Source organism: Polaribacter sp. IC066 (assembly GCF_007997085.1).
In the GTDB taxonomy this organism is placed as follows: Bacteria; Bacteroidota; Bacteroidia; order Flavobacteriales; family Flavobacteriaceae; genus Polaribacter.
Genome location: NZ_VORR01000007.1, coordinates 63,930 through 90,315, shown reverse-complemented (window position 1 = coordinate 90,315; position 26,386 = coordinate 63,930). Strand labels below are relative to the sequence as shown.

Genomic DNA, 26,386 nt, shown 5'->3' with positions numbered 1-26,386 from the left:
ACTAATAGCACTATTTGTTGTTGGGTTGTATGTGTTTTTGATGTTGCCACCAAAGAAATTTTCTGCAAATAGATAAGCTTCTTTGCCTATTTTTTCGCCAATAATTCTTCCTTTAATATCATCTATTGGCGGGTGTATACCTCCCCAAATTCTTGATAAACTTGTTTGGTCTGCTGCATCTCTATACGTTGCCCATTGTAGCGTAAAATCTTGGGTAGGACCTTCTTCAAATATTAAAAAATCATTTTAAATGACATCAAAAGTGCCAATTCCTCCAGGAAAAAAAGCATCATTTGTAATTAAAGTTAACACTTCTGCAGCAGCTCGAGAAAATGTTGAATGCCCAGAAAGGTAACCCGCAAAAGGAGGTGTAACAAAAGAAGGTCTTTGATAAGGCCACCATCTAGTGCCTAAAATCCAACCCACACCCGCTACATCTGTATCAGGATTGTTAATATAATCGGGACCACGCCATGATTTTATCTTAATTTTTCCTATGTTTTGATTGCTATTGCCAGCTAACTCATCATTATTTTCTATAAGTTCGATTAAATTAGTCATTAAGGGCAAACCATGTGGATGAAAGCTTGGTGCATTAGCATTAGAGCTCTGACCTTTAGAAGCCATGTATCTAATCGCAGAAACGGGTCTTATATAGTCGTAATAACCTTTAATTCCCCAAGTATTTACAGCAGCATCATGCATTGCGCCAGCTAAAACGAAGTAGCTTTTTATATCCCATTCTAAACTAGATAACTCTATTGTTGATGCTCCGAAAGTTTTTTTAGATTGCGGATGATCGCTCACATAATTCAAAATTGTAAACCAATGACCTGGTGGTGTTTCAGAATCCGGACCATCTGCCCAAAATTCTGCTAAAACCCTTGTATAATCTGCTTGCTTTACAATATTAGGGCTGTAGGGTTTTAATGTTTTAGGGTTTACTAAATGTCCTTTTACCGCGCTACCTCCAGCATCAAAATCATAAAAACTTTTATATTCTTCAAAAGTATCAGGAAAATCAGAGATGCTCGTATTCCCAATTTTTGCTGGAGAAATATCGATTAAAATAGTACTTGCTGGGTCTAATTGTGCGGACCATGAAATGACCAAAGCAAAGTTCCATTTGTACGGATCTTGAATGCCATTATCGTTAGAATCTTGAATATAAACGGGCGGTCCTGGGTCATTGTAAATATAGGAATCAAAACCATTATTTAGAATTGTTGCAGCATCTTCTTTCAATGCAAATGGGGTTACTGCTCCCCATTCTGGACTTAAAAAAGAAGGGGTGTTAAATTGAAAAGGATTGCCAGATTGGTCTATAAAAAGATTAAAAGCTAATGGTTGCCATCTATTTGGGTTAATATCTGCATTATCGTTGTAAGTATCTAAAAGTAAAGGAGTATTTACCGATTGGTAAAATTTATTTGAATAACCATTGGACTCGTTAGAGTTGTCTTGTAAACCGAACTCAATCATTTTAGCACCCATATAATTTCCGAGGGCAGCAAAGGATCCTAATTTATATTCTTGAGAAATAAAATTTTTATCATACCCTAGCGATAAAAAAAAGGTTTCTAGAGCGTTTAAAGTTTCTGTTGAGTTTGGCGAATCTTTAAATCTATGTTTTAAAAGCCTAAAAAGGGCATAACTAATTATTTCTTTAGTGGCTTTTTCTTTATGAATGGGTTTTGGAATAGGAGAGAAGGGGGTTGTAAAATTACCAAACGTATTGTCTAAAAAAAAAGATTGTGCTGTTTCATCAAAAATAGCCCAAGCGTCATACATTAAAACAGAAGCATGAAATAGGTTTCTTGCATGCACAGTAGGCCTTGCAAAATCATTTCTTATCGCTTCTAAAAGTTGCTCATTCCATTGCCTTGCAACAGAATGTTGGCTATTTACAGCATGAGAAATGCAAATGCTAAAAATTACAAAAAGAAGGCATTTTTTAATCATTTTAAAAATAGTAATCGAACAAAACTACCAAATTTAATTCATAATCAACATAAAATGCTACCAGTTTGTGCCTTAAAAAATTATTCAGCAATGGTAATTACGGCAGCTTTAAATAAATTGGCTTTTGATTTAAAGAATTTATTTTCTAATTCAATTGCTTTTAATTTCGAGTCAATTAATTTAGATTCCCTAGAATTTACTAAAAATAAAGAACTTTCACCTAAAAAGAACTTTCGTTCTTCAGCTCTTAAAAGCACTCCGTAATCTCTAACAATATTTTCTGTAAAAGCGGTTTGTATGCCGTAAGACTCCAATTCTTGCTGAATTGCATTTATTTTATTTGAAATAACAACTTTAGTGGTTTCATTTTCAAAGTTAATGTCTTGCAGTTTAATTCTTGCAAGCTTTAAATCTCCTCGTTCTTTCCTTAAAAATAAGGGCATACTAAACTTTACACCACCTTTATAATTATTGGTGTTAAATGAGTTTATTTGATCACTATTTTCTGTTATAAAATTATACTGTAAATCTAACTGTGGTAATAAACTATTCATTTTAAGTCTTCTATCAATGTCTAAACTTTCGCTTTTAAAATTTAAAGATTTAATTTTAGGATGGTTTTCAATATCAAAATCTGCATCATTAAAAAGTGCAATGTTAAAAGTAGTATCTACATGATTGATGGCTTCTATATCCGGAATAATATTGTCTTGTAATTCTACAGGAGTATCATCATTTAACCATAAAAAATTAGAAAGTTCTAACGAATTTTTTATTAATTTAATTCTGGCTTTTTCTAAATTTAGTTTTCTTGTTTGTAGGGTAATCCCTGCCTCTAAAGTATCTATTGCAGGTTTATCTCCTTGCTGAAAAGCTCTTTTTGTTCCTTGAAATCGAATACTTGCATTTTCTAAAAAATCTTCGAAAACTTTTTTTTCGTTGTAGGTTTGTAACCAATTAAAATACGATAAAGAAGCATTGTATAGAATTTCATTCACTAATATTTGCTGATCTTCTTTTGCCTGATCTAAAAAGAATTTTGCTTGTTTTAAAGAAGCCATTCTTTCATTCATTAAAAAACCTCTTGCCACAGAAACAGAAATACCCGCGCTGTATAAACCATCTAAAGGCACATTAGATTCTTGGTTTAAAAAGAGACCGTCGTTTTCTTCATAATTCGCTTTAAACTCAATGCCATACCACGTAGGTATTTTAAAGGAAGCGTTTAACTTGTTAAAATATTCTTTGTCTTTAAACTGTTTTTTATCGTAATCTACTTCAATTTTAGGGTCAAAAGCACCTCTTGCTTTTAATAATTCAGATTCACTATTATTTATAATAAGATTGGCTTGTTTTACAATAGGATGATAATTTTTTACGTATCCTAAAAATTCTGACAAGGTCATTTTAGATTCAATTTTGTCTTGCGCGTTTTGCTGATAAAAAATCAACAAAAAGAATGCAATTACATATGTTTTCATGCTACTTTTTTTTTGCTTCAGACTTTCCTTTTTCTCCATCATTTGGCTGGTAGTAATTAGGAGGAAAGCTATTTAACTGTCTCCATAATTCATACCAAATTGGCACATCTTCTAGCAATGCAATTGTTCTTGCTCCAGAGCCAACTCTTATGGCATCTGGCCAAGTATGGTCTGTTTCATCTGGTGCTAATAAAATTCTATACATACCGTTATTGCTAATAAACCGTTCTATAGCTACTACTCTAGCTCCATAAGTTCCATAAGAAACATTTGGCCAACCAGAAAAGATAATGGCAGGCCAACCATCAAATTGTACCCGTACTTTTTCGTCTATGTGCAATAAGGGTAAGTCAATAGGTCTTACAAAAGTTTCTACGGCTAAATCATATTTTTGAGGCATGATACCAACTAATGACTCTCCTTCTTTAAAAGTACCTCCAATTCCGCCTTTAATAGCTTTAGTTATATATCCAGTTTGTGGAGAGGTAACATATAAGAGCGCATTTCTAACTTTATAATTACTATTGTTATTCTCTAATTTAGAAACTTCTACTTCTGCGTCAAAACCACTAGATTTTGCAGTAAACATATCGCTCTGTGCTTTTGAAATTTTATCTGCAAACATGGTTCCAATTCTAGTTAGTTCTAGTTTTGCATTTAAAACTTCGTTCTTAGCAGCCAGTAAGTTATTTTCTTGTTCAATTAATTTGGCTTGTGTTTCTTGTAATTTAAGACGTTTTTCTTCAACATCTTTTACGGCAAAAATGCCTTCTTGTTGCAAAGTTTCTGTTCTTTCATATTGTCTTTCAGCAATTTTAATATTTGTTTTTGCTGCTTCAAACTTTATACTATCGCTTTGCACTTTTAATTTAGATTGCAAAAGCTTATTTTCAGTTTGTGCTGTTTTTAAGACACGTTCTTGTTTTAAAGCTACTATTTGCCTGTTTAAGGCGTCTACTTTAAACTGATATGCATTTACAGAAGATGTTTTTGCATCTATTTGTAGGTTTGTTCTTTCTATTAAACGGTCATCAAAATATTCACTTTTAACTTCAGATATTCTAAGAATGGTATCTCCTTTTTTTACTAAATCTCCCTCTAAAACAAACCATTCTTCAACTCTACCCGGAATTTGAGATTGTATATCTTGAGGTCTTTGATCTGGTGATAAAGTAGTTACGATGCCATTACCCGTTATATTTTGAGTCCAAGGTAAAAATAAAAGTATAATCCCTAAAATAGCAAATACGATTAAGAATTTGTTTAGCGCTTTGTAATAATCTTTATTAAAAATATTTTTAGCAGATTTATATTTTGAAAAATCTATCTCTTTACGTATCGGATTGTTCGATATATTTAACATAGCTTTAATTTATGGCTTTAATTTCTCCTTTTTCTAATGTTATAGTTTGGCTGCATTGAGTCCTCCAACTTTTTCTACTACTCACTACAATTAGTGCCCAAGGCCTTTTAGGATCTGTTAAATATGCAATAATCCTTACTGTTTCTTCTAAATTAAATTGATCTAGAGGATCTTCTAAAATCATTATTTTTGGTTGTTTAATAATTGCTCTTGCTAAAATTAACTTTTTAGCAATGGTGTAAGACATTTGTTTTCCTTCGGGATACAAAACGGTATCTAAACCGCTGGGTTGTTCTTTTAAAAATTGAGATAAACCAACGATGTCTAAAACATCAAAAATTATTTCGTCTTTAATTTTATGATCGCCAAAAATTAAATTTTGTCTTATAGTACCTTCAAAAGGTGTTTCTTCTGAAAGTGATAAACCTAATTGAGAGCGGTAATGATTTAAATATAAACTATTTAATGATAAATTATTTATATAAATACTGCCTGCGGTTGGCTCTACTATGCCAGAAATTAAACGGAGTAAACTTGATTTGCCCGCACCGCTTTCTCCCACAATTAAAACTCTACAATGGGGCGTTATTTTAAAGGATATATTTTTAAGAATGAAGTTTTTTCTATCTTTAACAGCATAAGAAACATTGTCTAATTCTATGTTAAGACCATTTTTAAACATAGGCTTTTCACCACCTTGAGATTCTATTTCTTTGTCTACTACTTGTCCTATTTTTTCTATTGAAGTAAGTACATCATAAAAAGACTCTAAACCAATAATTAATTTCTCTACAGACGCTATTACAGAAAGAATAATAATTTCTGCAGCAACAAATTGGCCAATATTCATTTCTTGGTTTAAGACTAAAGCCCCACCAATTAAAAGTAAACTGGCAGTTACAATTACTTTAAACCCTACCATTTGAGAGTATTGTAATATTAATATTTTAAAGTGATTTTCTCGTGCTTCTAAATATTTACTTACCAATTCATCATTTTTAGACATTGCTAAATTAGTTTTTCCAGAAACTTTAAAGCTCACTAATGTTCGGGCCACCTCTTGAATCCAATGGGCAACTTTATATTTTTGTTTAGATTCCATCAAACTTGTTTCTAATCCTTTTTGAGCAGTAAACTTAAAAACAATATAGATTAAAAGCAATAATAAAATACCAAATACAATAAAAAACGGATGGTAAAATGAAAGTAGCGTTAGGGCGAATAGTATTTGTAAAACAGCGGTTGGTACATCAATTAAAATTTTTGAAAGTCCTTTTTGAATGGTAAGGGTATCAAAAAATCGATTTGCCAATTCTGGTGGATAATAATTACGCAATTCAGACATTTTAATTTTTGGAAAACGATAGCTTAATTCAAAAGAAGCTCGCATAAAAATTCTTTGTTGTATTGTTTCAATAATTCTTAATTGCATTAATTGCAATGCACCAGAAAAAACAACACCAAGCGTTACTACAACCACTAAAACAATCCAAGAAGTAGATATTTGTGCTCCTTGTATTAAATTGATAATTGCTTGAATGCCTAAAGGCAGCGATAAAGAAACAACCCCACCAAAAATAGCATAATAAAAAATTTGAAATATATCTTTTCTTTCTAGCTTTATAAGACCTAAAAAACGTTGCCAGGGTGATAATTGGTTGGTTTCCATTAATTTATTTTAAAGTATTTTCTACTAAGTGGATAAAAAAGTTTGTGGGTGTTTTTCCGTTTTTACTATTGGTAATAGAGGGGAAATGTTCATTTAAAAAGTGTTGATGCAAGCCGCCCTCTAAAAGTGTACTCGCTAAACTTAAAGGAAAAGGGTATGCTGGGTTAACCGCGGTAATCATTTCTTCTAGTCTAGAAATAAGGCGTTTATAAATTTCAAAATAGCCATCTTTATTATCTTTATCAACCTCTTTTGTTAAAAAAGATTTAGAACTTTCTTTAACAATAATACGGTACAAAAGTGTTTCGTCTATATGAGAAAAGTTACTATCTTCTTCTACTGTTTTGGTTACAATTCTAACAGCTTTGTCTAATTTTTTAAGTTTGTTAGAGATGCTAAAAGTTTCCATAACTAATTGATACTCTAACCAGGCCCAATACCAAGAAGATAAGTATAGTAAAAGTTTATGCTTGCTCTCGAAATATCTATAAATAGAGCTTTCGTTAGAACCTATTTGTTTTCCTAATTTTTTGAAAGTAAAACTCTCAAAACCAATTTCGTGAATTAGTAGGATACCGTTTTCTATAATTCTTTTTCCAAGTTCAGATGTTTCTGGATCTTTTATATAGATTTTATCTGGAACAGATATTTTAAGGATTGATAATAAACTTTTCATGTTTAGATATTTGGCAACAAATATAATAGCATTACTATCACTTTTACAAATAATACTTTTTTTTGTATTTTATTTAACATCTTTAAAGAGGTTAAAATTACGATACAAAGAAAACTTATTTTATTAAAAAAAGACCCAAAATTATTTTTTTTTTAAGTCATTACATGGTTTATTGTGAAACTATTAATTTTAATTTTGTCTTTAATTTATACTTTAAGAACCTATTTATTCTTTTTAAAGTCGTTAAAAATTGCTTTATTAAAATTTAGTTCTTACTAATTTTTTTTATTGTTTCATAGATTTTTGTAAAACTTATTTTTTTGTAATATCTTTGTGCCGTTATAGAACTTTCAATTATTCTTTTAGCAAGTCAGCTAGGCTTCTAACTTTAATAAGCCACTCTAATTATTTTAGAGTTACAAGTAGGCAATTGTTTCTATAATAAAGAAGTTTAAAAACATAAAAAACATTTATATAGTTAATGGCAAAATCGCAACAAACATTTAGTAAGAGTGAAAAAGAAAAGAAACGTTTAAAAAAACGTTTAGATAAGCAAAAGAAAATGGACGCAAGAAAAGCGGACAAGGATGAGCATGGAACATCTGGTATTCAGTTTGCGTATGTAGATCATAACGGAAACTTAACAGATACTCCACCAGATCCAGAATTAAAAGTAGAGTATGAGTTAGAAGATATTCAAATATCGGTAACGAAAAAAGAAGATTTACCAGAAGAAGATCCGGTAAGAAAAGGAAAAGTAAACTTCTTTGATACTTCTAAAGGTTTCGGATTTATTATTGATGCAGAGAATAGCGAAAAATATTTTACGCACGTAAGTGGTTTAATAGATCAAATTGCAGAAAATGACAAAGTTTCTTTTGAATTAGAGAGAGGAATGCGTGGAATGAATGCAGTGAAAGTAAAGAAAATCTAAAGAACATTATTTTTTCATTTATAAAACAAATCCTATCATTTAAAATGGTAGGATTTTTTAAATTTATTTAACAACCATTAACCATTAACCATTAACCATTAACCATTAACCATTAACCATTAACCATTAACCATTAACCATTAACCATTAACCATTAACCATTAACCATTAGCCATTAACATTAACCACTAAACACCAATTTTGTCTCTTGTTTCTTTTTTTTAATCTACTTCTTCTAAAGAAACACTGCAAGTTATAAAACGGTATCTTGTATCTGATTAACAACCATTAGCCATTAACCACTAACCACCAATCTTGTCTCTTGTATCCTTTTTTATCTGGCTTCTTCTAAAGAACTACTACATGTTATAAAATTCCATACTTTCAATAATTAGTTCTTCAGGAACTTTACAATCAAGTTTAAAAGCCTCAAAATCATTTAAAAGAACAAAGTTTATTTGTCCGTTTACATTTTTTTTGTCGTGTTTTAATAAATCCATGATTGCAGTAAAATCTTCTTTTAAAAGAGTTGTTTTGTCATAAAGAGTAACGATAAGATCTTTTACTTCGTTTAATTTTTCAACAGGAAAATTCAATATTTTTGAGGACATGTAGCATTCGCAAACCATACCAATAGCAATTGCTTCACCATGTGTAAGATTCTTTTTATCGGCAGATTCTAAATAAAAAGATTCAATGGCGTGCCCGAGCGTATGCCCAAAATTTAAAATTTTTCGCAAGTTTTGTTCTTTAGGATCTTGCAGTACTACTTCATTCTTTATTTCTACAGATCTAAAAATTAAATCGCTTATTTTTAATTCTTTATTATTTTTAATTTCATGAAATAATTTCACATCGTATGTAAGTCCGTACTTAATAATTTCTGCCGTTCCAGACTTTATTTCTCTTTCTGCGACAGTTTCTAAATAGTGGTTATCAATAAGCACCATTTCCGGATTTGCAAACAAGCCAATTTGGTTTTTTAAAACCCCTAAATCAACCCCAGTTTTACCGCCCACAGAGGCATCAACCATAGATAATAAGGTTGTTGGTATGTTGATAAAATCAATTCCGCGTTTAAAACAAGAAGCAACAAAACCACCCAAATCTGTAATAACGCCGCCGCCTAAAGTTATTAAAACACTTTTACGATCGCCACCTAGTTCTGTAATGGCGTTCCAGACTCCCATACAAGTTTCTAGATTTTTATTTATTTCTCCCGAATCAATTTCAATAACTTCAATTCTTTTATCTGTTACTAAATTCGGAATAAATTTAGGGTAACAATGCTCAAAAGTATTTTCATCAACCAAAATAAAAATGGTAGAATAGTTATTTTCATCTAATAATTCAGAAAGTTTTTGGTAGCTTTCTTCTTGAAAATGAACAGGATAAGAAATTGCTTGTATGGTTTTCATTTGTGATTTATTAAGTTCGCAAATTAAAAATAAAATACTCAAATATTACGATTCTATACTTATATTTGTTAACGTTAAATTATAATAGAATGAAACTTTTTGATAATACAGAAACTGCCTTCGCACTAAAATCTCATTCCCAATTAGAGAGAGCTTATTTTTTATTTAGAATGATACAAAATCAGCCTTTGGTTAGAATAGGAAGTGCCGTAACTAACTTTGCTTTAAAAGCGCATTTACCTATTGAGGGGTTAATTCGCTCTACGGTTTTTGACCATTTTTGTGGTGGTATAAATGAAGATGATTGTATGCCTATTATAGATAATATGTATAATAACGGTAATGTTCATAGTGTTTTAGACTATTCTGTAGAAGGTCAAGATAAAGAAATTAGTTTTGATGGCGCACTAGAAAAGATTTTAAAGATTCTTGATTTTTGTGAAGAAAAAAAATCAATTCCTTTTGCTGTTTTTAAGCCAACAGGCTTTGGCAGATTTGCTTTGTATGAAAAAGTTTCTGCAGGAAAATCTTTATCTGAAGAGGAGCAAGCAGAATGGAAGAGAGTTGTTGCACGTTACCATAAAGTTTGTCAAGTAGCTGTGGCAAAAGATGTTCCGTTATTAATTGACGGAGAAGAAAGTTGGATGCAACATTCTGCAGACATTTTAATTGAAGAGCTGATGGAAACGTACAACAAAGAAAAAGCTATTGTTTTCAATACACTTCAAATGTACAGACATGACAGAATGGATTATTTAAAAGCCTTGCACGAAAAAGCAAAAGCTAGAGATTTTCATATTGGTCTGAAAGTAGTGAGGGGTGCTTATATGGAAAAAGAAAGAGCAAGAGCAGAAGAAAAAGGGTATCCTTCTCCTATTTGTGAAAACAAAGATGCGACAGATTTAAATTTTGATTTGGCTACAAAATATATGATGGAAAATCCTAAAATGGCTTTGTTTGTTGGTACTCACAACGAAGACAGCTCATATTTAGCGATGGAGTTGGCTAAAAAATACAACGTTGATAAAAATAATAGAAATCTTTGGTTTGGTCAATTATTTGGTATGAGCGATCATATTAGTTATAACTTGGCAAACGAAGGGTATAACGTTGCTAAGTATTTGCCTTTTGGCCCAGTGAGAGATGTGATGCCTTATTTAATTAGAAGAGCAGAAGAAAACACATCGGTTGCTGGTCAAACAAGTAGGGAGTTAAATCTTTTAAAAACAGAGCGTAAGCGTAGAAAGCTATAATGACAACTGTAGAAGAAATTAAAGTATTATTGCGCAAAAATAAAATGAGATTATACCAAGAATTATCTCAAAGTAAAGAAGCAATGTCTCTTATCAGAAAATCTACGCACACTAAATTATCAGCAGAGGAAAAAGAAAAAATTAAGATTCAGTTATTAGATATTTGTAAATCGATACCTGCTTTGGCTGTTTTTTTATTACCTGGAGGTGCTTTGTTATTGCCTCTTTTAATCAAACTAATTCCAGATATTTTACCATCTGCATTTAGAGACGACGAACAAATGACTAGGTAAATGTTTTAGGAATGCCTAATAAAAACCTAGAATTAAATAATAATAGAATGAAACTTTTTAACAACACTGAAATTGCTTTTGCACTCAAATCTGATTTTCAATTAAATCGAGCCTATTTTTTATTTCGCATCATTAAGATTCAGTTTTTAGTGAAAATAGGGGGTGCATTCACTAAACTTGCTTTAAAATTAAATTTGCCAGTAGAAGGTATTATTCGGGCTACAGTTTTTAATCACTTTTGCGGCGGTGTAAATGAAGATGATTGTTTGCCTATTATAGATAATATGTATAACAATGGTCATGTTCACAGTGTGCTAGATTACTCTGTAGAAGGTCAAGACAAAGAAGCTAGTTTTGATGAGGTTTTAGAAAACACCTTAAAAATTCTTAATTTCTGCGAAGAAAAGAAATCCATGCCGTTTGCTGTTTTTAAGCCAACTGGTTTTGGAAGATTCGCATTATATCAAAAAATATCTGAACAAAAGAAGCTTACTGAAGCGGAGCAAGAAGAATGGAGTAGAGTTTTGGCTCGTTTTCATAAAGTGTGCAAAGCCGCTTCATCAACAGATGTTCCTCTATTAATCGATGCCGAAGAAAGTTGGATGCAAAAGGCGATAGATGATTTAATTGAAGAGTTAATGGAAACTTATAATAAAGAAAAAGCGATTGTTTTTAACACGCTTCAAATGTATAGACACGACCGAATGGATTATTTAAAAAACCTCCATAAAAAGTCTAAAGAGAAAGGTTTTTACATTGGTATAAAGGTAGTAAGAGGCGCATATATGGAAAAAGAAAGAGAAAGAGCTGAAGAAAAAGGGTATCTTTCTCCTATTTGTATAGACAAAAAAGCTTCTGACGAAAATTATGATACGGCAATAAAATATATGATGGGTGAACCAAAAATGGCTTTATTTGTCGGAACACATAACGAAGATAGTTCTTATTTGGTTATGGAGTTAGCCGAAAAACATGCTATTAAAAAAAATGACAGGAATCTTTGGTTTAGTCAATTATTTGGTATGAGTGATAACGTTAGCTATAATTTGGCAGATCAAGGTTACAATGTAGCAAAATACTTGCCTTTCGGTCCGGTAAAAGATGTTATGCCTTACCTTATAAGAAGAGCAGAAGAAAATACGTCGATTGCAGGTCAAACAACCAGAGAATTAGACCTTTTAGAAACAGAGCGGAAGCGTAGAAAATTATAAAGACCTTTGTAAAAAAATTAAAATAGTAGTGCGCAAAAATAAATTGAGATTACATTAATAATTATCTCAAAGTAAAGAAGCAATGTTTTTGATTTGAAAATCTACCCACACTAAAGTATCAACAGAAGAGAAAGAAAAAATTAACATTCAGTTAGTAGATATTTGTAAATTCATTTCTGCTTAAGCCGTTTTTTTATTGCCAAGAGGTGCTTTGTTATTGCCTCATAACCAAACTAATTCCAGATATTTTACCATCTGCATTTAGAGACAATGCACAAATGACTAGGTAAATGTTTTAGATATGCTTATTAAAAACCCGAGATTAAAAGATTATATATCAAGAAATACAGATGGCGTTACTCGATCTAGAGCGAACGCTATAGTTGTAAGAAAAATAGACTTTTCTGCAGATCATGAATCTTTAGTAGCAAAAGTAAAAGGAACCAAATTATACGAAGTCCATTTTTATGGCTTACAGTCTGGTATGATTTCTAGCTCTTGTACTTGCCCTTATGATTGGGGAAATGTATGTAAACATGAGGTTGCAGTTGCTAATGAAATAGAGGGCATGATGGCTGCTTTAGATACTTCTGCAAAAGACCTATCATCCAAAAAAGTAAAAACGAAGTCAATTGCTAAAAAGCATGATGGAATTTTTACTTTCAGCTTTAAAGAGGTTCAAGAATTTGATAAAGCCGTTTTTCTAAAATACACAGATCCTCATATTTTTAGTCAAGGAAATGCTACTTTTGTTAGCAATGTGTTTTCTGAAGCTTCAAAATTAATTCTTGAAATAAGAGGAGATTATTGGGCTAGTGGCATTGAATTTAAAACCGAAATAGAACTATTAGAAAATGAACTTACATTAGTTAGTAATTGTAGATGTTCTAAACATCGTTTGTGTAAGCATCAAGTTTCTGCTTTACTTTTTGTGCACCATCATTTACCTCATTTATTGTTAAGTGAAGAAGATATAGAAAATAAAAAAAATCAATTACTTGTAGAATACGGTTTTTCTTTAGAGGATAAAAAACATGAAACTTATTTTAAATTTGAAAACTCACAAAATGGGCTAGAAATTATCCCACTAAAAGAGGGGATTTTAAAAAAGTTTGAATTTAGTAAAATGGATTATTTTTCTAATCATTTACAAGAATCAGAAGTTTTATTAAGAAATCAATTACCCTATAAACTTAAAGAGAAGAGAAATTTAAAACCAAAAGGCATTGCTTTTGCATTTGAGTTTGAATCTTTAAAAAATGAACGAAGACCAAGCGTAATGGTGCACCCAATTACTGGGAATTTAAATAATGAAGCAACGCTTTTATCTTCAAAAATCGAAGAGATTGAAGTGGATACTTTTTCATTTAAAAAAGAAAAATTTTCAACAGAAGAAAAAGCACTTATAGAAGCTTCTTTTTGTTTATCAGAAAGCTATCTAAATAGTATAAATTCAAATACTTTTCTGTCACAAAATTATATTCATCACAAACTTCTAAACTTAATTCCAGGATTACAAAATAAAATTATTTATCGCAGTACTGGCAATTCTTATAAAATTTTAAAACAAGATTTAGTGCCGATTATACTAGATATGAACAGTGCCGATTTAGAATTTAAAATTATAGAAGAAGAAGATTTTTATAGCACAGAAACATACATTATCGTTAATGGCAAAAAACAAAAATTAAGAAATGCAAAGATTGGAGATAACTTCTTGTTTGTTCAAAAAGAAGAAACTTACTATTTAAATAAAAGTATTTATTTTAGTAACGTCCTTTCCTTCTTTAGAGAAAAACCTACTATTAGAACTGTAAAAAGTGATTTTGAGAATTTTTATAAAAAAATAATTGCTCCTTTAGAAGAAACTCATAAAATTACGTTTGCTAGCAAAAAAAAGAGCAACATAAAAATAAAAGTCACTTCTGTTAAAAAGCAAGTTTTTCTTTCTGAAATAGATGATTACGTGGTGCTAAAGCCTGTGGTAGAATATCAAAATAACCCTATTCCTATTTTCAGTAAAAAAGAGTTGATCATTCAAGAAAATAATCAGGAAACTATGGTTTCTCGAGATGCTATTATTGAAAGTGAATTTGAAACTGAATTAAGAGAAATCCATCCTGCTTTTAAAACGCAGCAAACAGATTTTTTCTTCTTGGAACAAGAAGAATTTGTAAAAGATGCTTGGTTTTTAAATGCTTTTGAAATTCTTAAAGAAAAAGGTATTGAAGTTTTCGGGTTTAAAAATTTAAATTTAAAATACAATCAACATAAACCTAGTATTAGTATGTCTGTAAGTTCAGATATAGATTGGTTTGATGTGCATATTGAAGTTGCTTTTGGTGAGCAAATAGTGAGTCTGAAAGACCTAAAAAAGAACATTCTTAACAAAGATAAATACATTCGTTTAAAAGATAATACGATTGGTATTCTCCCAGAAGAATGGATAGAAAAGTACACGCATTTATTTAGATCTGGCGAAATAAAGAAAGATCATATTGGTGTTTCTAAATACCAATTTTCTGTGGTTGATACTTTATATGAAGCCCTAGAGAACGAGCATAATTTATTTGAAGAGCATCTTAGAATAAAAGAAAAACTAAAGAATTTTAAAGAAATAAAAGATGTTACAACGCCAATAGGCGTAAAGGCGACCTTGAGACCTTATCAAAAAGAAGGTTTAAAATGGTTGAATTTTTTAGACGATTATAATTTAGGTGGCTGTTTGGCAGATGATATGGGTTTGGGGAAAACATTGCAGATTATAACCTTCTTTAAACATTTAAAAACGAAAAATAAAGAAACGATACCGCATTTAATCGTGGTGCCAACTTCCTTAATTTTTAACTGGACAGAAGAAGTTCTAAAATTTTGCCCTAGTTTAAAAATAACCACATTAACCGGAGTTAACAGACAAAAAGATACTACTAGTTTTAAAGACTTTGACATTGTTTTAAGTACTTACGGTATTGTGATTAATGATATCAGTTATTTAAAAAAATACCAATTCAATTATATTGTTTTAGATGAATCGCAAGCTATAAAGAATCCAAATTCAAAAAGATTTAAAGCCGTTAGGCTTTTAAAAGCTAAAAATAGGTTGGTGTTAACAGGCACGCCTATAGAAAATAATACTTTCGATTTATATGCACAGATGACTTTTGTAAATCCTGGTCTTTTAGGTGGAATGACGCATTTTAAAAACGAGTACGCGACAGCAATTGATAAAAATAAAGACAAAAATGTTGCGAAAGAATTAAAAGAGCTCATAGATCCTTTTTTATTAAGAAGAACGAAAGAAAAAGTAGCGACCGAGTTACCTCCAAAAACCGAGCAATTTTTATATTGTACGATGGGTTCTGAACAGCGAAAATTATACGAGGCGTATAAAAATAAATACAAAGATTATTTATTAGGAAAAATGGAAGACGATGGTTTGGGGAAATCAAAAATGTATGTGCTAGAAGGCTTAACAAAATTGCGTCAAATCTGTGATTCTCCTCTCCTTTTAAATGATGCGGAAGAATACACCGATCAATCTGTGAAAATTGATGAATTGGTTCGGCATATTAAAAATAAAGCCAGCCATCATAAAATTTTAATTTTTTCGCAGTTTGTAAAAATGCTCGGACTTATTAAAAGTCGATTAGACGAGTTAAACATTACCTATGAATATTTAGACGGCAAAACAAAAAATAGACAAGAAAAAGTTGCTAATTTTCAAAATAATAAAGAGATTCGCGTTTTTTTAATTAGTTTAAAAGCCGGTGGAACAGGGCTAAATTTAACGGCGGCAGATTACGTGTATATCGTTGATCCTTGGTGGAATCCTGCGGTAGAAGCGCAAGCTATAGATCGCTGTTACAGAATAGGTCAAAAGAAAAATGTAACAGCTTATAAAATGATTTGTAAAGATACCATCGAAGAAAAAATAGTGTTACATCAGCAACATAAAAAACAACTTTCAGACGATTTAATCCAAACCGAAGACAGTTATGTGAAATCGCTATCAAAAGAAAGTATCGCGGCTTTGTTTAGTTAAAATATAGATAGGTGTTTTAATTTTTATTTTCAAAATGAACAATCGTAGATAGCGGTAAAATTCAATATTTTCTCTTTTAATTTCTATGGCTACTTTTAATGGAAGAGAATTCTTTAAGTGGCTGTTTTGAGATTTCTTCTAAAAATTTATGCTAATTTGATAGTGTGAACATGATCTAACATACGGGTTTTTGGCTTTTATTTTGAGGTCAAAACTTGATCTCAATTGGGTAAATTATGAAATGGACTACCTATTAAATATGGGACTATTTTCTAAAACCATTTTTTTATAAAATCTTTCAAATTCATTTCCATTTTTATTGGTGAGAGACACTCTAAACTTTTAAACTCGCATCAATAGAAGTTTACTTTTTGTAGAAAATACTTTATGTAGTAGATTGTAAGTTTAACGTATTTATTGATATTCATATTTAAAGAAGATTTAAAATAATTTAACTATTTTCTTTTTTTAATTATAAATTACACTGTACCTTTACGTTGTAAACTTTAGGAGTAGCTATTAAGTTAGTTTGAGAAAAATCCTTAGAACCTGATTTGGTTAATACCAACGTAGGAAAAAGTTATTTAGATGTAGTACTATAAAAACTACTTCCCTTTGGTTTACAGTAATATTTTATAAATATGATTACTATAAAAGTAAACCAAGAAATCCATCAACTTTCAGAAATTTTAACGGTAGCTGCATTTGTTCGTTTTATAAATATAAATACGAATGGAATTGCTATTGCCATAAATGGCAATGTTATTAAGAAAACTGATTGGTCTTTTATATTACTTCAAAATAGTGATGAAGTGCTAATTATTAAATCCACACAAGGAGGGTAAATAATTAGACATTTAAAGTAGTAAACTATTTAATTGATTTAATATAATTATGAAAAAAAAAGACACTGCACCAAGTAAAAACGGGGTTACAAGACAACCATTTCCTAATTCAAAAAAAGTATATGTAGCAGGTAAAATTCATCCACAAATTAGCGTGGCAATGCGTGAAATTCTATTAAGTGACACCACAGACTCAAGAACAAAAAAGAAAACACCAAATCAGCCAATAACGGTTTATGATACTTCAGGACCGTATACAGATCCTAATAAAAAAATAGATGTACATCATGGTATTGAAAGAATTCGTGAACAATGGATTTTAGATAGAAATAATGTAGAGCAACTAGAAGGGTTTACCTCTGAATATTGCAATCAGCGGTTGAATGATAAAAGTTTGGACCACATGCGTTTCTCGTTATTAAAAAAACCCTTGCGTGCAAAAAAAGGAGAGAATGTAACACAGTTACACTACGCTAAAAAAGGAATTATTACACCAGAAATGGAATACATTGCTATTCGCGAAAACCAACGAATAGACGAAATGACAGAAATCCGAAAGCAACACAAAGGAGAACATTTTGGTGCTTCTATTCCAGACCGAATTACACCAGAATTTGTGCGGTCAGAAGTAGCAAGAGGACGCGCTGTAATTCCGTCAAACATCAATCATCCAGAAGCAGAGCCTATGATTTTAGGTAGAAACTTTTTGGTGAAAATAAATGCCAATATCGGAAACTCTGCAGTAACTTCCTCTATTGAAGAAGAGGTAGAAAAAGCAGTTTGGGCATGTCGTTGGGGAGCCGATAATATTATGGACTTGTCTACAGGTGAAAATATTCATGAAACGCGAGAGTGGATTGTGCGTAATTCTCCAGTACCAGTCGGTACTGTGCCAATTTATCAAGCTTTAGAGAAAGTAAACGGAGTTGCAGAAGACTTAACTTGGGCGGTTTTTAGAGACACACTAATAGAACAAGCAGAACAAGGTGTTGATTATTTTACAATTCATGCAGGTGTTTTATTGCGGTATGTACCAATGACAGCCAACCGCGTTACTGGTATTGTTTCTCGGGGAGGCTCAATTATGGCAAAATGGTGTTTAGCACACCACAAAGAGAGTTTCTTATACACTCATTTCGAAGATATTTGTAATATTTTAAAAACTTATGATGTTGCTCTTTCTTTGGGAGACGGTTTACGCCCAGGATCTATTGCAGATGCAAATGATGAAGCACAATTTGCAGAGTTAGAGACTTTAGGAGAACTAACAAAAATAGCCAGAAAACACGAAGTTCAGTGTTTTATTGAAGGTCCAGGTCATGTGCCAATGCACATGATTAAAGAGAATATGGAAAAGCAAATAGAACTTTGTGATGAAGCTCCTTTTTATACACTAGGACCTTTAACTACAGACATTGCTCCAGGGTATGACCATATTACTTCGGGTATTGGAGCCGCCATGATTGGTTGGTTTGGTTGCGCAATGTTGTGTTACGTGACACCGAAAGAACATTTGGGCTTGCCAAACAAAGAGGATGTTCGGGTAGGTGTAATCACGTATAAAATAGCGGCACATGCTGCAGATTTGGCAAAAGGACATCCAGGTGCGCAGCACAGAGACAACGCTTTAAGTATGGCGCGTTTTGAGTTTCGATGGGAAGATCAGTTTAATTTAGGGTTAGATCCAGAGCGTGCTTTAGAATACCACGATGAAACTTTACCGGCAGACGGGGCAAAAGTTGCGCATTTCTGCTCTATGTGTGGTCCTAAATTCTGTTCTATGAAAATTTCTCAAGAAGTACGAGACTTTGCTACAGAAAACGATATTGTAGACAATGAGGTAATTGCCAAAGGCATGGAAGAGAAGTCAAAAGAGTTTAAAGAAAAAGGATCTGAAGTGTATTTGTAAAATTTTCAGGAAGTTCCCACGCTTAAAAAAAAAAGCGTGGTCGGGCTTTCCTTTCTATCTTTTGCCCAAAAAGCAAAAGGATGCCAATACAATCCCTAACTCAAAGCACATAAAATTTAAATTATTTTAATTGCATAAAATTAAAAAAGAATGCTCATTCTACTTGCGCCCGAAAAAGACATTATAAATGAAATTGAAATACTTACACAGCTATTTCAGCAAGGTTTGTCTTATTATCACTTGAGAAAACCAGCAAAAAATCTTGAAGAACACTGCGCATACTTAGATCAAATAGCACCGAAATACCACGATAGAATCATGCTGCATCATTGTCATGAGTTACTGGAAGAATACAATTTAAAGGGTCTTCATTTTACAGAACAAAAAAGACGCGAGTGGCTCTCAAAGGATCGCCAATCTTTTTTTGATTTACAAAAGAAGGGTAAAACCATCAGTAGTTCCTTTCATGAAATTAAAGAGGTCTTGGAGTGTACTATTAATTTCAATTATCATTTTTTAAGTCCTATTTTTTCTTCTATTTCTAAAAAAGGATATCAAGGGCGTTATTTTAATGCACATCAAATAGACAAACGAATAATTGGAATGGGAGGTATTCATGCGGCAAATGTGGAAGAAGCCATACAACTTGGTTTTAATGGTATTGGTGTTTTAGGAGGCGTTTGGAGTGCTGAAAATTCGGTTGAAAGTTTCAATAATATAAAACAGCAATACAAAAAATGTTTACAGAAATACGCACAGCTGTCTGCGAGTTTAAAATCGTTTACTAATTAAATGCATGAAAATTTGAAATCAGTATCATACATATTAACAATCGCAGGTTTAGATCCATCTAGTGGCGCCGGAATTACTTCTGATATAAAAACATTTGAAGCACATAATCTATATGGTTTATCGGTATGCACAGCGGTAACTGTGCAGAACGATATCAGTTTTAAAGAATGCATCTGGATTGAGAAGAATAGCATTTTAAACCAAATAGAAATACTCTTTGATCGTTTTTCAATTGCTGTTGTAAAAATAGGTATTGTACAATCTTGGGAAGTTTTATTAGCCGTTTTACAGACTTTAAGAAATAGAAACCCAACTGTAAAAATAGTTTTAGATCCAGTCCTAAAAGCAAGCGCAGGCTTTGTTTTTCATCATACAGAAGATTTCGTTGTGTTTGAAAAAGTATTGTTTCTCTGCGATTTTATAACGCCTAATTACGAGGAAATAAAAGAATTGTTTCCAGAGAAAACAATTGAAGAGACGCTAGAATTTATTGCACAAAGAACAAATATCTATTTAAAAGGAGGCCACAACTTCGCCAAAAAAGGATGGGATGAATTGTACCACAGCAAAATAGTAAAATTTAATATTCCGCCAATAGCTAAAAGTATCTTTGATAAACACGGCAGTGGTTGCGTATTATCTGCGGCATTAGCAGCAAATTTAGCTTTAGAAAACTCTTTAGAAAATGCGTGTATGAAGGCGAAAAGCTATACAGAACAATTTTTAAATTCAAATAGCTCGTTGTTAGGAACCCATAAATATAACTAGAATGATTGCTAAATTACAGTATATATCGCAAGGAAAAACGCCTCAAGAACATTTAAAAAATATACAAAGTGCCTGCGCTTCTGGTGCTGTTTGGGTGCAGCTGCGCTTAAAAAACCTAGATCTTAAAGTGATTTTAGAGACTGCAAAAAAAGCAAGGGTTATTACCCGACATTTTAACGCACAATTAATCATCAATGATCATTATAAAATAGCAAAAGAGGTGGATGCGGACGGTGTTCATTTAGGAAAAAAGGATGGTTGTCTGTTGCAAGCTAGCGCTTATTTGGGGCCTGCATTTATCATCGGCGGAACAGCAAATACTTTAGAAGATTGTAAAAAATTACTCGCCAAGAAAGTTGATTATATCGGTTTAGGTCCGTATCAATTCACCGAAACAAAAAAACAATTAAGTCCAGTTTTAGGCATTGCCGGGTATACAAGCTTACTAGAAAATTTACAAACTAAAACGCCCATAATAGCTATTGGAGGCATTGGTTTAGACGTGGTTGGTGAAATTATAAAAACAGGTGTTTATGGCATTGCCCTTTCTGGAGCAATCACGAAAGACTTTAAAAGTATTCCGATTTTTAATGGAATTATAAATACTTTAAACACATAAGAGTAAGTAGATAAAAAAGAGAATACACAATTTTAAAAAGTAAAAATGAAGAATTTATTAAAAATAGCAAATAAAGAATTTACTTCGCGATTGTTTATAGGAACCGGTAAATTCAGTTCTTCAAAGCAAATGCAAGAAGCCGTACTTGCTTCGGAAAGTGAATTGGTGACCACTGCTTTGAAAAGAATAGATATGCACAATGCAGAAGATGATATTTTAACACATTTAAAGCATACGCACATCAACTTATTACCCAATACTTCTGGGGTTAGAACCGCAAAAGAAGCAGTGTTTGCAGCAGCATTAGCTCGGGAAGCTTTGGATACTAATTGGATAAAATTAGAAATACATCCCGACCCTAGATATTTATTGCCAGACCCTATAGAAACTTTAAAGGCAGCAGCCGAATTGGTTAAATTAGGGTTTGTGGTAATGCCATACATTCACGCAGATCCTGTTTTATGCAAACGTTTAGAAGATGTAGGTGTGCAATGCGTAATGCCTTTGGGAGCGCCAATAGGGAGTAATAAAGGATTGAAAACGCTAGAGTTTTTAGAAATTATTATCGAGCAATCAAATGTTCCTGTAATCATAGACGCTGGTATTGGTGCACCTTCGCATGCAGCGTATGCGATGGAAATCGGCGCAGACGCTGTATTGGTAAATACGGCAATTGCGGTCTCTCAAAATCCCGTAGCAATGGCAAAGGCTTTTAAAATGGCCGTTGAAGCTGGTAGGTTGGGGTACGAAGCAAAACTAGCGCCAGTAAAAAACCAGGCGGAAGCTAGTAGTCCGTTAACTTCTTTCTTAAATTAAAATATGCATAATTTTAAAACACTTTTTGACACGTATAATTGGGATAGCTCATTAAAAAGTATTTTCAATAAAACTGCTGCTCATGTAACACAAGCGTTGGCAAAAGAGAAACTCGATCTAGAAGACTTTAAGGCATTGATATCTCCTGCAGCAACGCCTTTTTTAGAGCAAATGGCACAAAAAAGTAGTTTGCTTACTAAAAAAAGGTTTGGGAACACAATTCAAATGTATGCTCCTATGTATTTGAGTAACGAATGTCAGAATATTTGCACTTATTGTGGTTTTAGTATGACGAACAAAATACCAAGACGCACACTTACAGATCTCGAAATTTTAAAAGAAGTCGCTTTTCTAAAAGAGAAAGGCTATGATCATATTTTATTGGTCACTGGAGAAGCTAATAAAATAGTTGGGGTAGCGTATCTTAAGAAGGCCATTCAATTAATTCGTTCTCAATTTTCAAATATTACGATTGAAGTACAGCCTTTAGATCAAGAAGAATATGAGTTGTTAATAGAACATGGATTGTATGCTGTATTGGTGTATCAAGAAACTTACCATCGAGATGAATATAAAAAACACCATCCGAAGGGAAAAAAATCTAATTTTGATTACCGTTTAGAGACTCCTGATCGGCTAGGGAAAGCAGGTGTTCATAAAATTGGTTTAGGTGCATTATTTGGTTTAGAAGATTGGCGTGCCGATAGTTTTTTTACAGCATTGCATTTAAGATACCTTCAAAAAACATACTGGAAAACAAAGTATTCTATTTCGTTTCCAAGATTGCGACCACATTCTGGCGGGTTAGAGCCAAAAGTTGAGATGACAGATACAGACTTGGTGCAGTTAATCTGTGCTTTTCGTTTGTTTGATGAAGATATTGAACTCTCCATGTCTACACGTGAAAGTGAAGTTTTTAGAAATCATATTGTGCAATTGGGCACAACTTCTATAAGCGCAGCTTCAAAAACCAATCCTGGAGGATATACTTTAGAGACCGAATCTTTAGAGCAGTTTGAAATTTCTGACGAACGGAGTACAGAAGAGGTTGTGGAAATGTTGAAAAATCAGGGCTTGGAGGTCGTCTGGAAAGATTGGTCACAGTTTGAAGCGAGACAGCCATCATGAAACTAACTACTGAAGAAAAGAAACAATACGATCGACATCTTATTTTAGATGAAATAGGCGAAGCGGGACAATTAAAATTAAAGCAAGCCAAGGTTTTAGTCATTGGTGCAGGCGGATTGGGATGCCCAGTATTGCAATATTTAACTGCTGCTGGTGTTGGAGTAATTGGAATTATAGATGACGATATGGTAACACAAAGTAACTTACAACGTCAAATTCTATATACAATTGATGATATTGGGCGCTCGAAAGCCAAAACAGCAGCGAAACGACTTTCACGATTAAATCCGTTTGTTGATTTTAACGTGTACAACAAAAAGTTAACCCGAGAAAATGCGATAACACTATTTCATAAGTATGACATCATTGTAGACGGAAGTGATAATTTTGCAACTCGTTATTTGACGAATGATGCTGCCGTAATTGCCAAAAAACCGCTAGTATATGGCGCTATTTTTAAGTTTGAAGGCCAAGTAAGTGTATTTAATTACCTAGGAAGCGCAACCTACAGATGCTTGTATCCGTCACCTCCAAAGCCAGAAGAAGCACCTAACTGTTCACAAATAGGAGTTTTAGGCGTTTTACCAGGAATTATAGGGAGCTTACAGGCCAATGAAACGATTAAAATAATTTGCGGAATAGGAACAATATTAGAGAATAAATTATTGGTATATAATGTTTTAACCATGCATCAAATGCTGCTAAACTTCGAAAAAGTTCTCGAAAAGGAGGTAGTAGCTTTAGATGATGATTATGATTTTTTTTGCGGCTCCATAACAAAAGCAGAAATTTCTTTTAAAGAATTTTTAACCAATAAGGAAAACTATAATTTATTAGATGTCCGAGAAGCTGAAGAAAGAGATCAATTTCATATTGGTGGCCAACACATTCCCCTTGCAGAGGTATCTTTAAGAATACGCGAAGTTTATATAAATAAGGTATTAGTCGTGTATTGTAAGTCTGGAGCGCGCAGTACACAAGCGATTGATATTTTAATTCAAAACAACTTTGCTGCGAGGCTATTAAATTTAAAAGGCGGTTGTTTTCAATAGAATTTTTATAAAAACGAACAAAGAGCACTTACATTAAAAAGTGTTCAATTTTATAAATAGTACAATAATCTTCCGTTAAATTGGCATCTAACTTGTAATTAAGCATCTAACAAGCCTTAAAAGTTAAAAATAAACAGATAGAATACGTGTAAATCACTAAGAAACATCTACTTTTGCACGAAATTTAAGAAAGCACAAATGCATCAAATTAGAAATATCGCTATTATAGCCCACGTCGATCACGGTAAAACAACCCTAGTAGACAAAATTATAGATCAAGCAAAAATCTTGGACGAACGTAAAGAACGTACAGATTTATTGTTAGATAATAACGATTTAGAGCGTGAAAGAGGAATTACCATTCTTTCTAAAAACGTTTCTGTAATGTACAAAGGCACAAAAATCAACGTAATTGATACTCCTGGTCACGCCGATTTTGGTGGTGAAGTAGAGCGTGTATTAAAAATGGCTGATGGTGTTTTATTATTAGTAGATGCATTCGAAGGCCCAATGCCACAAACTCGTTTTGTTTTAGGTAAAGCGTTAGATTTAGGCTTAACACCTATTGTTGTTGTGAATAAAGTAGACAAAGAAAACTGTACTCCTGACATCGTTCATGAAAAAGTTTTCGATTTAATGTTTGCATTAGAGGCAACAGAAGAACAATTAGATTTTACAACGATTTACGGTTCGGCAAAAAACAATTGGATGAGTACCGATTGGAGAAATGAAACAGACAATATTATTCCTTTACTAGACGCTGTATTAGAATCTATACCTGAAACAAAATACAACGAAGGAACACCACAAATGCAAATTACTTCTTTAGACTTTTCTGCTTTTACAGGTAGAATTGCTATCGGACGTGTGTTTCGTGGAGATTTAGAAGTTGGTAAAGACTACATGTTATGCAAGTCAGATGGTTCTACTAAAAAAGTAAGAATTAAAGAATTACACGTATTCGAAGGAATGGGTAAAGTTCAGGTAGAAAAAGTTCCTTGTGGAGATATTTGTGCGATTACAGGTATTGACGGATTTGAAATCGGTGATACTATTGCAGATTTAGAAAACCCAGAAGCATTGCCAAGAACAGAAATAGACCAGCCTACCATGAGTATGTTGTTTACGATTAATAACTCTCCTTTCTTTGGTAAAGAAGGTAAATTTGTTACTTCTCGTCACATTCGTGATCGTCTGTTTAAAGAATTAGAAAAAAACCTAGCATTAAAAGTAGAAACTACAGATAGTGAAGATAAATTTAACGTTTATGGACGTGGAGTTTTACACTTATCAGTATTGATTGAAACCATGCGTAGAGAAGGTTATGAATTACAAGTAGGTAGACCACAAGTAATTTTAAAAGAAATTGATGGTAAGAAACACGAGCCAATGGAAACATTGTCTATAGATGTACCAGAAGATATGGCTTCTAAAGCTATTAATTTAGTGTCTCTTAGAAAAGGAGATATGTTAATTATGGAGCCTAAAGGAGATTTACAACATTTAGAATTTTCGATTCCTTCTAGAGGTTTAATTGGTTTAAGAAACAGAATTTTAACAGCAACAGCGGGTACTGCAATTATTAACCACAGATTTAGTGAATATGGCCTTTATAAAGGAGATTTTACTGAAGAAGTAAAAGGAGCAATTATTTCTTCTGCAGCAGGTAAAGCAACAGCGTACGCACTAAACCGTTTACAAGATAGAGGTAAGTTTTTTATCGATGTAAACGAAGAAATTTATATTGGTCAAGTAATTGGAGAGAACAGCAAATCTGATGAGATGTCTGTAAACTTAATTAAAGGAAAGCAATTAACAAACATGCGTAAATCTGGTACAGATGAAGCGATGAAAATTGCACCAAAAGTAGATTTCTCTTTAGAAGAAAACATGGAATATATTAAAGGAGACGAGTATTTAGAGGTTACGCCATTAAGCTTACGTATGCGTAAGATTGTTTTTAAAGCATAATTTTTTTATATACTTAACTTTTTTAAGTAGCATTAAAAAGCTCAAGATTTACTTCTTGAGCTTTTTTTATGCCTTGTTTTGGTATGATATTAAAAGGATTTCTAAATGATTGATTATAAATTTGAAATATATCTTTTATTGAAATATAAAGGGAATAGAAGCCAATTTCATCGATTCTTTTGAT

Annotated in this window: 20 protein-coding genes and 1 riboswitch; of the genes, 14 read left to right on the top strand and 6 right to left on the bottom strand. The window is 32.3% G+C overall.

Going from position 1 to position 26,386, the window contains the following annotated elements:
• Positions 1 to 246 precede the first annotated feature (246 nt).
• From ES044_RS03750 to ES044_RS03730, 5 genes are all read right to left on the bottom strand, one after another.
• Positions 247 to 1,962: a vanadium-dependent haloperoxidase gene (locus tag ES044_RS03750; RefSeq protein ID WP_223269155.1), complete on the bottom strand. Its 1,716-nt coding sequence runs from the start codon at positions 1,960 to 1,962 to the stop codon at positions 247 to 249.
• A gap of 80 nt (positions 1,963 to 2,042) precedes the next feature.
• Positions 2,043 to 3,443, bottom strand: a complete 1,401-nt coding sequence (locus ES044_RS03745; RefSeq protein ID WP_189663231.1) for a TolC family protein — start codon at positions 3,441 to 3,443, stop codon at positions 2,043 to 2,045.
• A gap of 1 nt (position 3,444) precedes the next feature.
• Positions 3,445 to 4,806, bottom strand: a complete 1,362-nt coding sequence (locus ES044_RS03740; RefSeq protein ID WP_147118783.1) for an HlyD family secretion protein — start codon at positions 4,804 to 4,806, stop codon at positions 3,445 to 3,447.
• A gap of 4 nt (positions 4,807 to 4,810) precedes the next feature.
• Positions 4,811 to 6,475 carry a peptidase domain-containing ABC transporter gene (locus ES044_RS03735; protein WP_147118784.1) on the bottom strand — a complete coding sequence of 555 codons (1,665 nt, stop codon included), beginning with the start codon at positions 6,473 to 6,475 and terminating at the stop codon, positions 4,811 to 4,813.
• 4 nt (positions 6,476 to 6,479) lie between these two features.
• The gene (locus ES044_RS03730; protein ID WP_147118785.1) at positions 6,480 to 7,151 is read right to left on the bottom strand and encodes a TetR/AcrR family transcriptional regulator; all 672 of its coding nucleotides are present in this window, start codon (positions 7,149 to 7,151) and stop codon (positions 6,480 to 6,482) included.
• 481 nt (positions 7,152 to 7,632) lie between these two features.
• Here ES044_RS03730 and ES044_RS03725 point away from each other — a divergent pair, with 481 nt between their 5' ends.
• Positions 7,633 to 8,085 (top strand): cold-shock protein, encoded by a 453-nt coding sequence (locus tag ES044_RS03725; protein WP_147118786.1) that lies wholly within the window; start codon positions 7,633 to 7,635, stop codon positions 8,083 to 8,085.
• A 359-nt stretch (positions 8,086 to 8,444) separates the two neighbouring features.
• On the opposite strand, the gene aroB is transcribed toward ES044_RS03725, so the two are convergent.
• Positions 8,445 to 9,503: a 3-dehydroquinate synthase gene (gene aroB, locus ES044_RS03720; RefSeq protein ID WP_147118787.1), complete on the bottom strand. Its 1,059-nt coding sequence runs from the start codon at positions 9,501 to 9,503 to the stop codon at positions 8,445 to 8,447.
• An 89-nt stretch (positions 9,504 to 9,592) separates the two neighbouring features.
• Here aroB and ES044_RS03715 point away from each other — a divergent pair, with 89 nt between their 5' ends.
• The 13 genes from ES044_RS03715 (at position 9,593) to typA (ending at position 26,202) form a co-directional block, all read left to right on the top strand.
• Positions 9,593 to 10,756, top strand: a complete 1,164-nt coding sequence (locus tag ES044_RS03715; protein WP_147118788.1) for a proline dehydrogenase family protein — start codon at positions 9,593 to 9,595, stop codon at positions 10,754 to 10,756.
• Positions 10,756 to 11,049, top strand: a complete 294-nt coding sequence (locus ES044_RS03710; RefSeq protein WP_147118789.1) for an LETM1 domain-containing protein — start codon at positions 10,756 to 10,758, stop codon at positions 11,047 to 11,049. The genes ES044_RS03715 and ES044_RS03710 overlap by 1 nt, the downstream gene beginning before the upstream one ends.
• Before the next feature lie 47 nt (positions 11,050 to 11,096).
• On the top strand, positions 11,097 to 12,260 hold the full coding sequence (locus ES044_RS03705; RefSeq protein ID WP_147118790.1) for a proline dehydrogenase family protein: 1,164 nt from the start codon (positions 11,097 to 11,099) through the stop codon (positions 12,258 to 12,260).
• A gap of 301 nt (positions 12,261 to 12,561) precedes the next feature.
• Positions 12,562 to 16,302: an SNF2-related protein gene (locus ES044_RS03695; RefSeq protein WP_147118791.1), complete on the top strand. Its 3,741-nt coding sequence runs from the start codon at positions 12,562 to 12,564 to the stop codon at positions 16,300 to 16,302.
• 498 nt (positions 16,303 to 16,800) lie between these two features.
• Positions 16,801 to 16,895, top strand: a riboswitch (TPP riboswitch).
• Between the two features lie 48 nt (positions 16,896 to 16,943).
• Positions 16,944 to 17,147 (top strand): sulfur carrier protein ThiS, encoded by a 204-nt coding sequence (gene thiS / locus ES044_RS03690; protein ID WP_147118792.1) that lies wholly within the window; start codon positions 16,944 to 16,946, stop codon positions 17,145 to 17,147.
• A 49-nt stretch (positions 17,148 to 17,196) separates the two neighbouring features.
• On the top strand, positions 17,197 to 19,056 hold the full coding sequence (gene thiC / locus ES044_RS03685) for a phosphomethylpyrimidine synthase ThiC (RefSeq protein ID WP_147118793.1): 1,860 nt from the start codon (positions 17,197 to 17,199) through the stop codon (positions 19,054 to 19,056).
• A gap of 150 nt (positions 19,057 to 19,206) precedes the next feature.
• Positions 19,207 to 19,848, top strand: coding sequence for a thiamine phosphate synthase (locus tag ES044_RS03680; RefSeq protein WP_147118794.1), 642 nt, complete (start codon positions 19,207 to 19,209; stop codon positions 19,846 to 19,848).
• A 12-nt stretch (positions 19,849 to 19,860) separates the two neighbouring features.
• A complete protein-coding gene (locus tag ES044_RS03675; protein WP_147118795.1) occupies positions 19,861 to 20,616 on the top strand; it encodes a bifunctional hydroxymethylpyrimidine kinase/phosphomethylpyrimidine kinase in 756 nt (251 codons plus the stop codon).
• 1 nt (position 20,617) lies between these two features.
• Complete coding sequence (thiE, locus tag ES044_RS03670) at positions 20,618 to 21,235, top strand: thiamine phosphate synthase (protein WP_147118796.1); 618 nt, start codon at positions 20,618 to 20,620, stop codon at positions 21,233 to 21,235.
• Between the two features lie 45 nt (positions 21,236 to 21,280).
• Positions 21,281 to 22,051, top strand: a complete 771-nt coding sequence (locus tag ES044_RS03665; protein WP_147118797.1) for a thiazole synthase — start codon at positions 21,281 to 21,283, stop codon at positions 22,049 to 22,051.
• 3 nt (positions 22,052 to 22,054) lie between these two features.
• Positions 22,055 to 23,179 carry a 2-iminoacetate synthase ThiH gene (gene thiH, locus ES044_RS03660; protein WP_147118798.1) on the top strand — a complete coding sequence of 375 codons (1,125 nt, stop codon included), beginning with the start codon at positions 22,055 to 22,057 and terminating at the stop codon, positions 23,177 to 23,179.
• Positions 23,176 to 24,231 (top strand): molybdopterin-synthase adenylyltransferase MoeB, encoded by a 1,056-nt coding sequence (gene moeB / locus ES044_RS03655; RefSeq protein ID WP_147118799.1) that lies wholly within the window; start codon positions 23,176 to 23,178, stop codon positions 24,229 to 24,231. The genes thiH and moeB overlap by 4 nt, the downstream gene beginning before the upstream one ends.
• A 198-nt stretch (positions 24,232 to 24,429) precedes the next feature.
• Positions 24,430 to 26,202, top strand: coding sequence for a translational GTPase TypA (gene typA, locus ES044_RS03650; RefSeq protein ID WP_147118800.1), 1,773 nt, complete (start codon positions 24,430 to 24,432; stop codon positions 26,200 to 26,202).
• Positions 26,203 to 26,386 lie beyond the last annotated feature (184 nt).

Coding starts and splice junctions, on each gene's coding strand:
- ES044_RS03750 (WP_223269155.1), bottom strand. CDS start 1,962: ATGATTAAAAAATGCCTTCTTTTTGTAATTTTTAGCATTTGCATTTCT.
- ES044_RS03745 (WP_189663231.1), bottom strand. CDS start 3,443: ATGAAAACATATGTAATTGCATTCTTTTTGTTGATTTTTTATCAGCAA.
- ES044_RS03740 (WP_147118783.1), bottom strand. CDS start 4,806: ATGTTAAATATATCGAACAATCCGATACGTAAAGAGATAGATTTTTCA.
- ES044_RS03735 (WP_147118784.1), bottom strand. CDS start 6,475: ATGGAAACCAACCAATTATCACCCTGGCAACGTTTTTTAGGTCTTATA.
- ES044_RS03730 (WP_147118785.1), bottom strand. CDS start 7,151: ATGAAAAGTTTATTATCAATCCTTAAAATATCTGTTCCAGATAAAATC.
- ES044_RS03725 (WP_147118786.1), top strand. CDS start 7,633: ATGGCAAAATCGCAACAAACATTTAGTAAGAGTGAAAAAGAAAAGAAA.
- aroB (WP_147118787.1), bottom strand. CDS start 9,503: ATGAAAACCATACAAGCAATTTCTTATCCTGTTCATTTTCAAGAAGAA.
- ES044_RS03715 (WP_147118788.1), top strand. CDS start 9,593: ATGAAACTTTTTGATAATACAGAAACTGCCTTCGCACTAAAATCTCAT.
- ES044_RS03710 (WP_147118789.1), top strand. CDS start 10,756: ATGACAACTGTAGAAGAAATTAAAGTATTATTGCGCAAAAATAAAATG.
- ES044_RS03705 (WP_147118790.1), top strand. CDS start 11,097: ATGAAACTTTTTAACAACACTGAAATTGCTTTTGCACTCAAATCTGAT.
- ES044_RS03695 (WP_147118791.1), top strand. CDS start 12,562: ATGCTTATTAAAAACCCGAGATTAAAAGATTATATATCAAGAAATACA.
- thiS (WP_147118792.1), top strand. CDS start 16,944: ATGATTACTATAAAAGTAAACCAAGAAATCCATCAACTTTCAGAAATT.
- thiC (WP_147118793.1), top strand. CDS start 17,197: ATGAAAAAAAAAGACACTGCACCAAGTAAAAACGGGGTTACAAGACAA.
- ES044_RS03680 (WP_147118794.1), top strand. CDS start 19,207: ATGCTCATTCTACTTGCGCCCGAAAAAGACATTATAAATGAAATTGAA.
- thiE (WP_147118796.1), top strand. CDS start 20,618: ATGATTGCTAAATTACAGTATATATCGCAAGGAAAAACGCCTCAAGAA.
- ES044_RS03665 (WP_147118797.1), top strand. CDS start 21,281: ATGAAGAATTTATTAAAAATAGCAAATAAAGAATTTACTTCGCGATTG.
- thiH (WP_147118798.1), top strand. CDS start 22,055: ATGCATAATTTTAAAACACTTTTTGACACGTATAATTGGGATAGCTCA.
- moeB (WP_147118799.1), top strand. CDS start 23,176: ATGAAACTAACTACTGAAGAAAAGAAACAATACGATCGACATCTTATT.
- typA (WP_147118800.1), top strand. CDS start 24,430: ATGCATCAAATTAGAAATATCGCTATTATAGCCCACGTCGATCACGGT.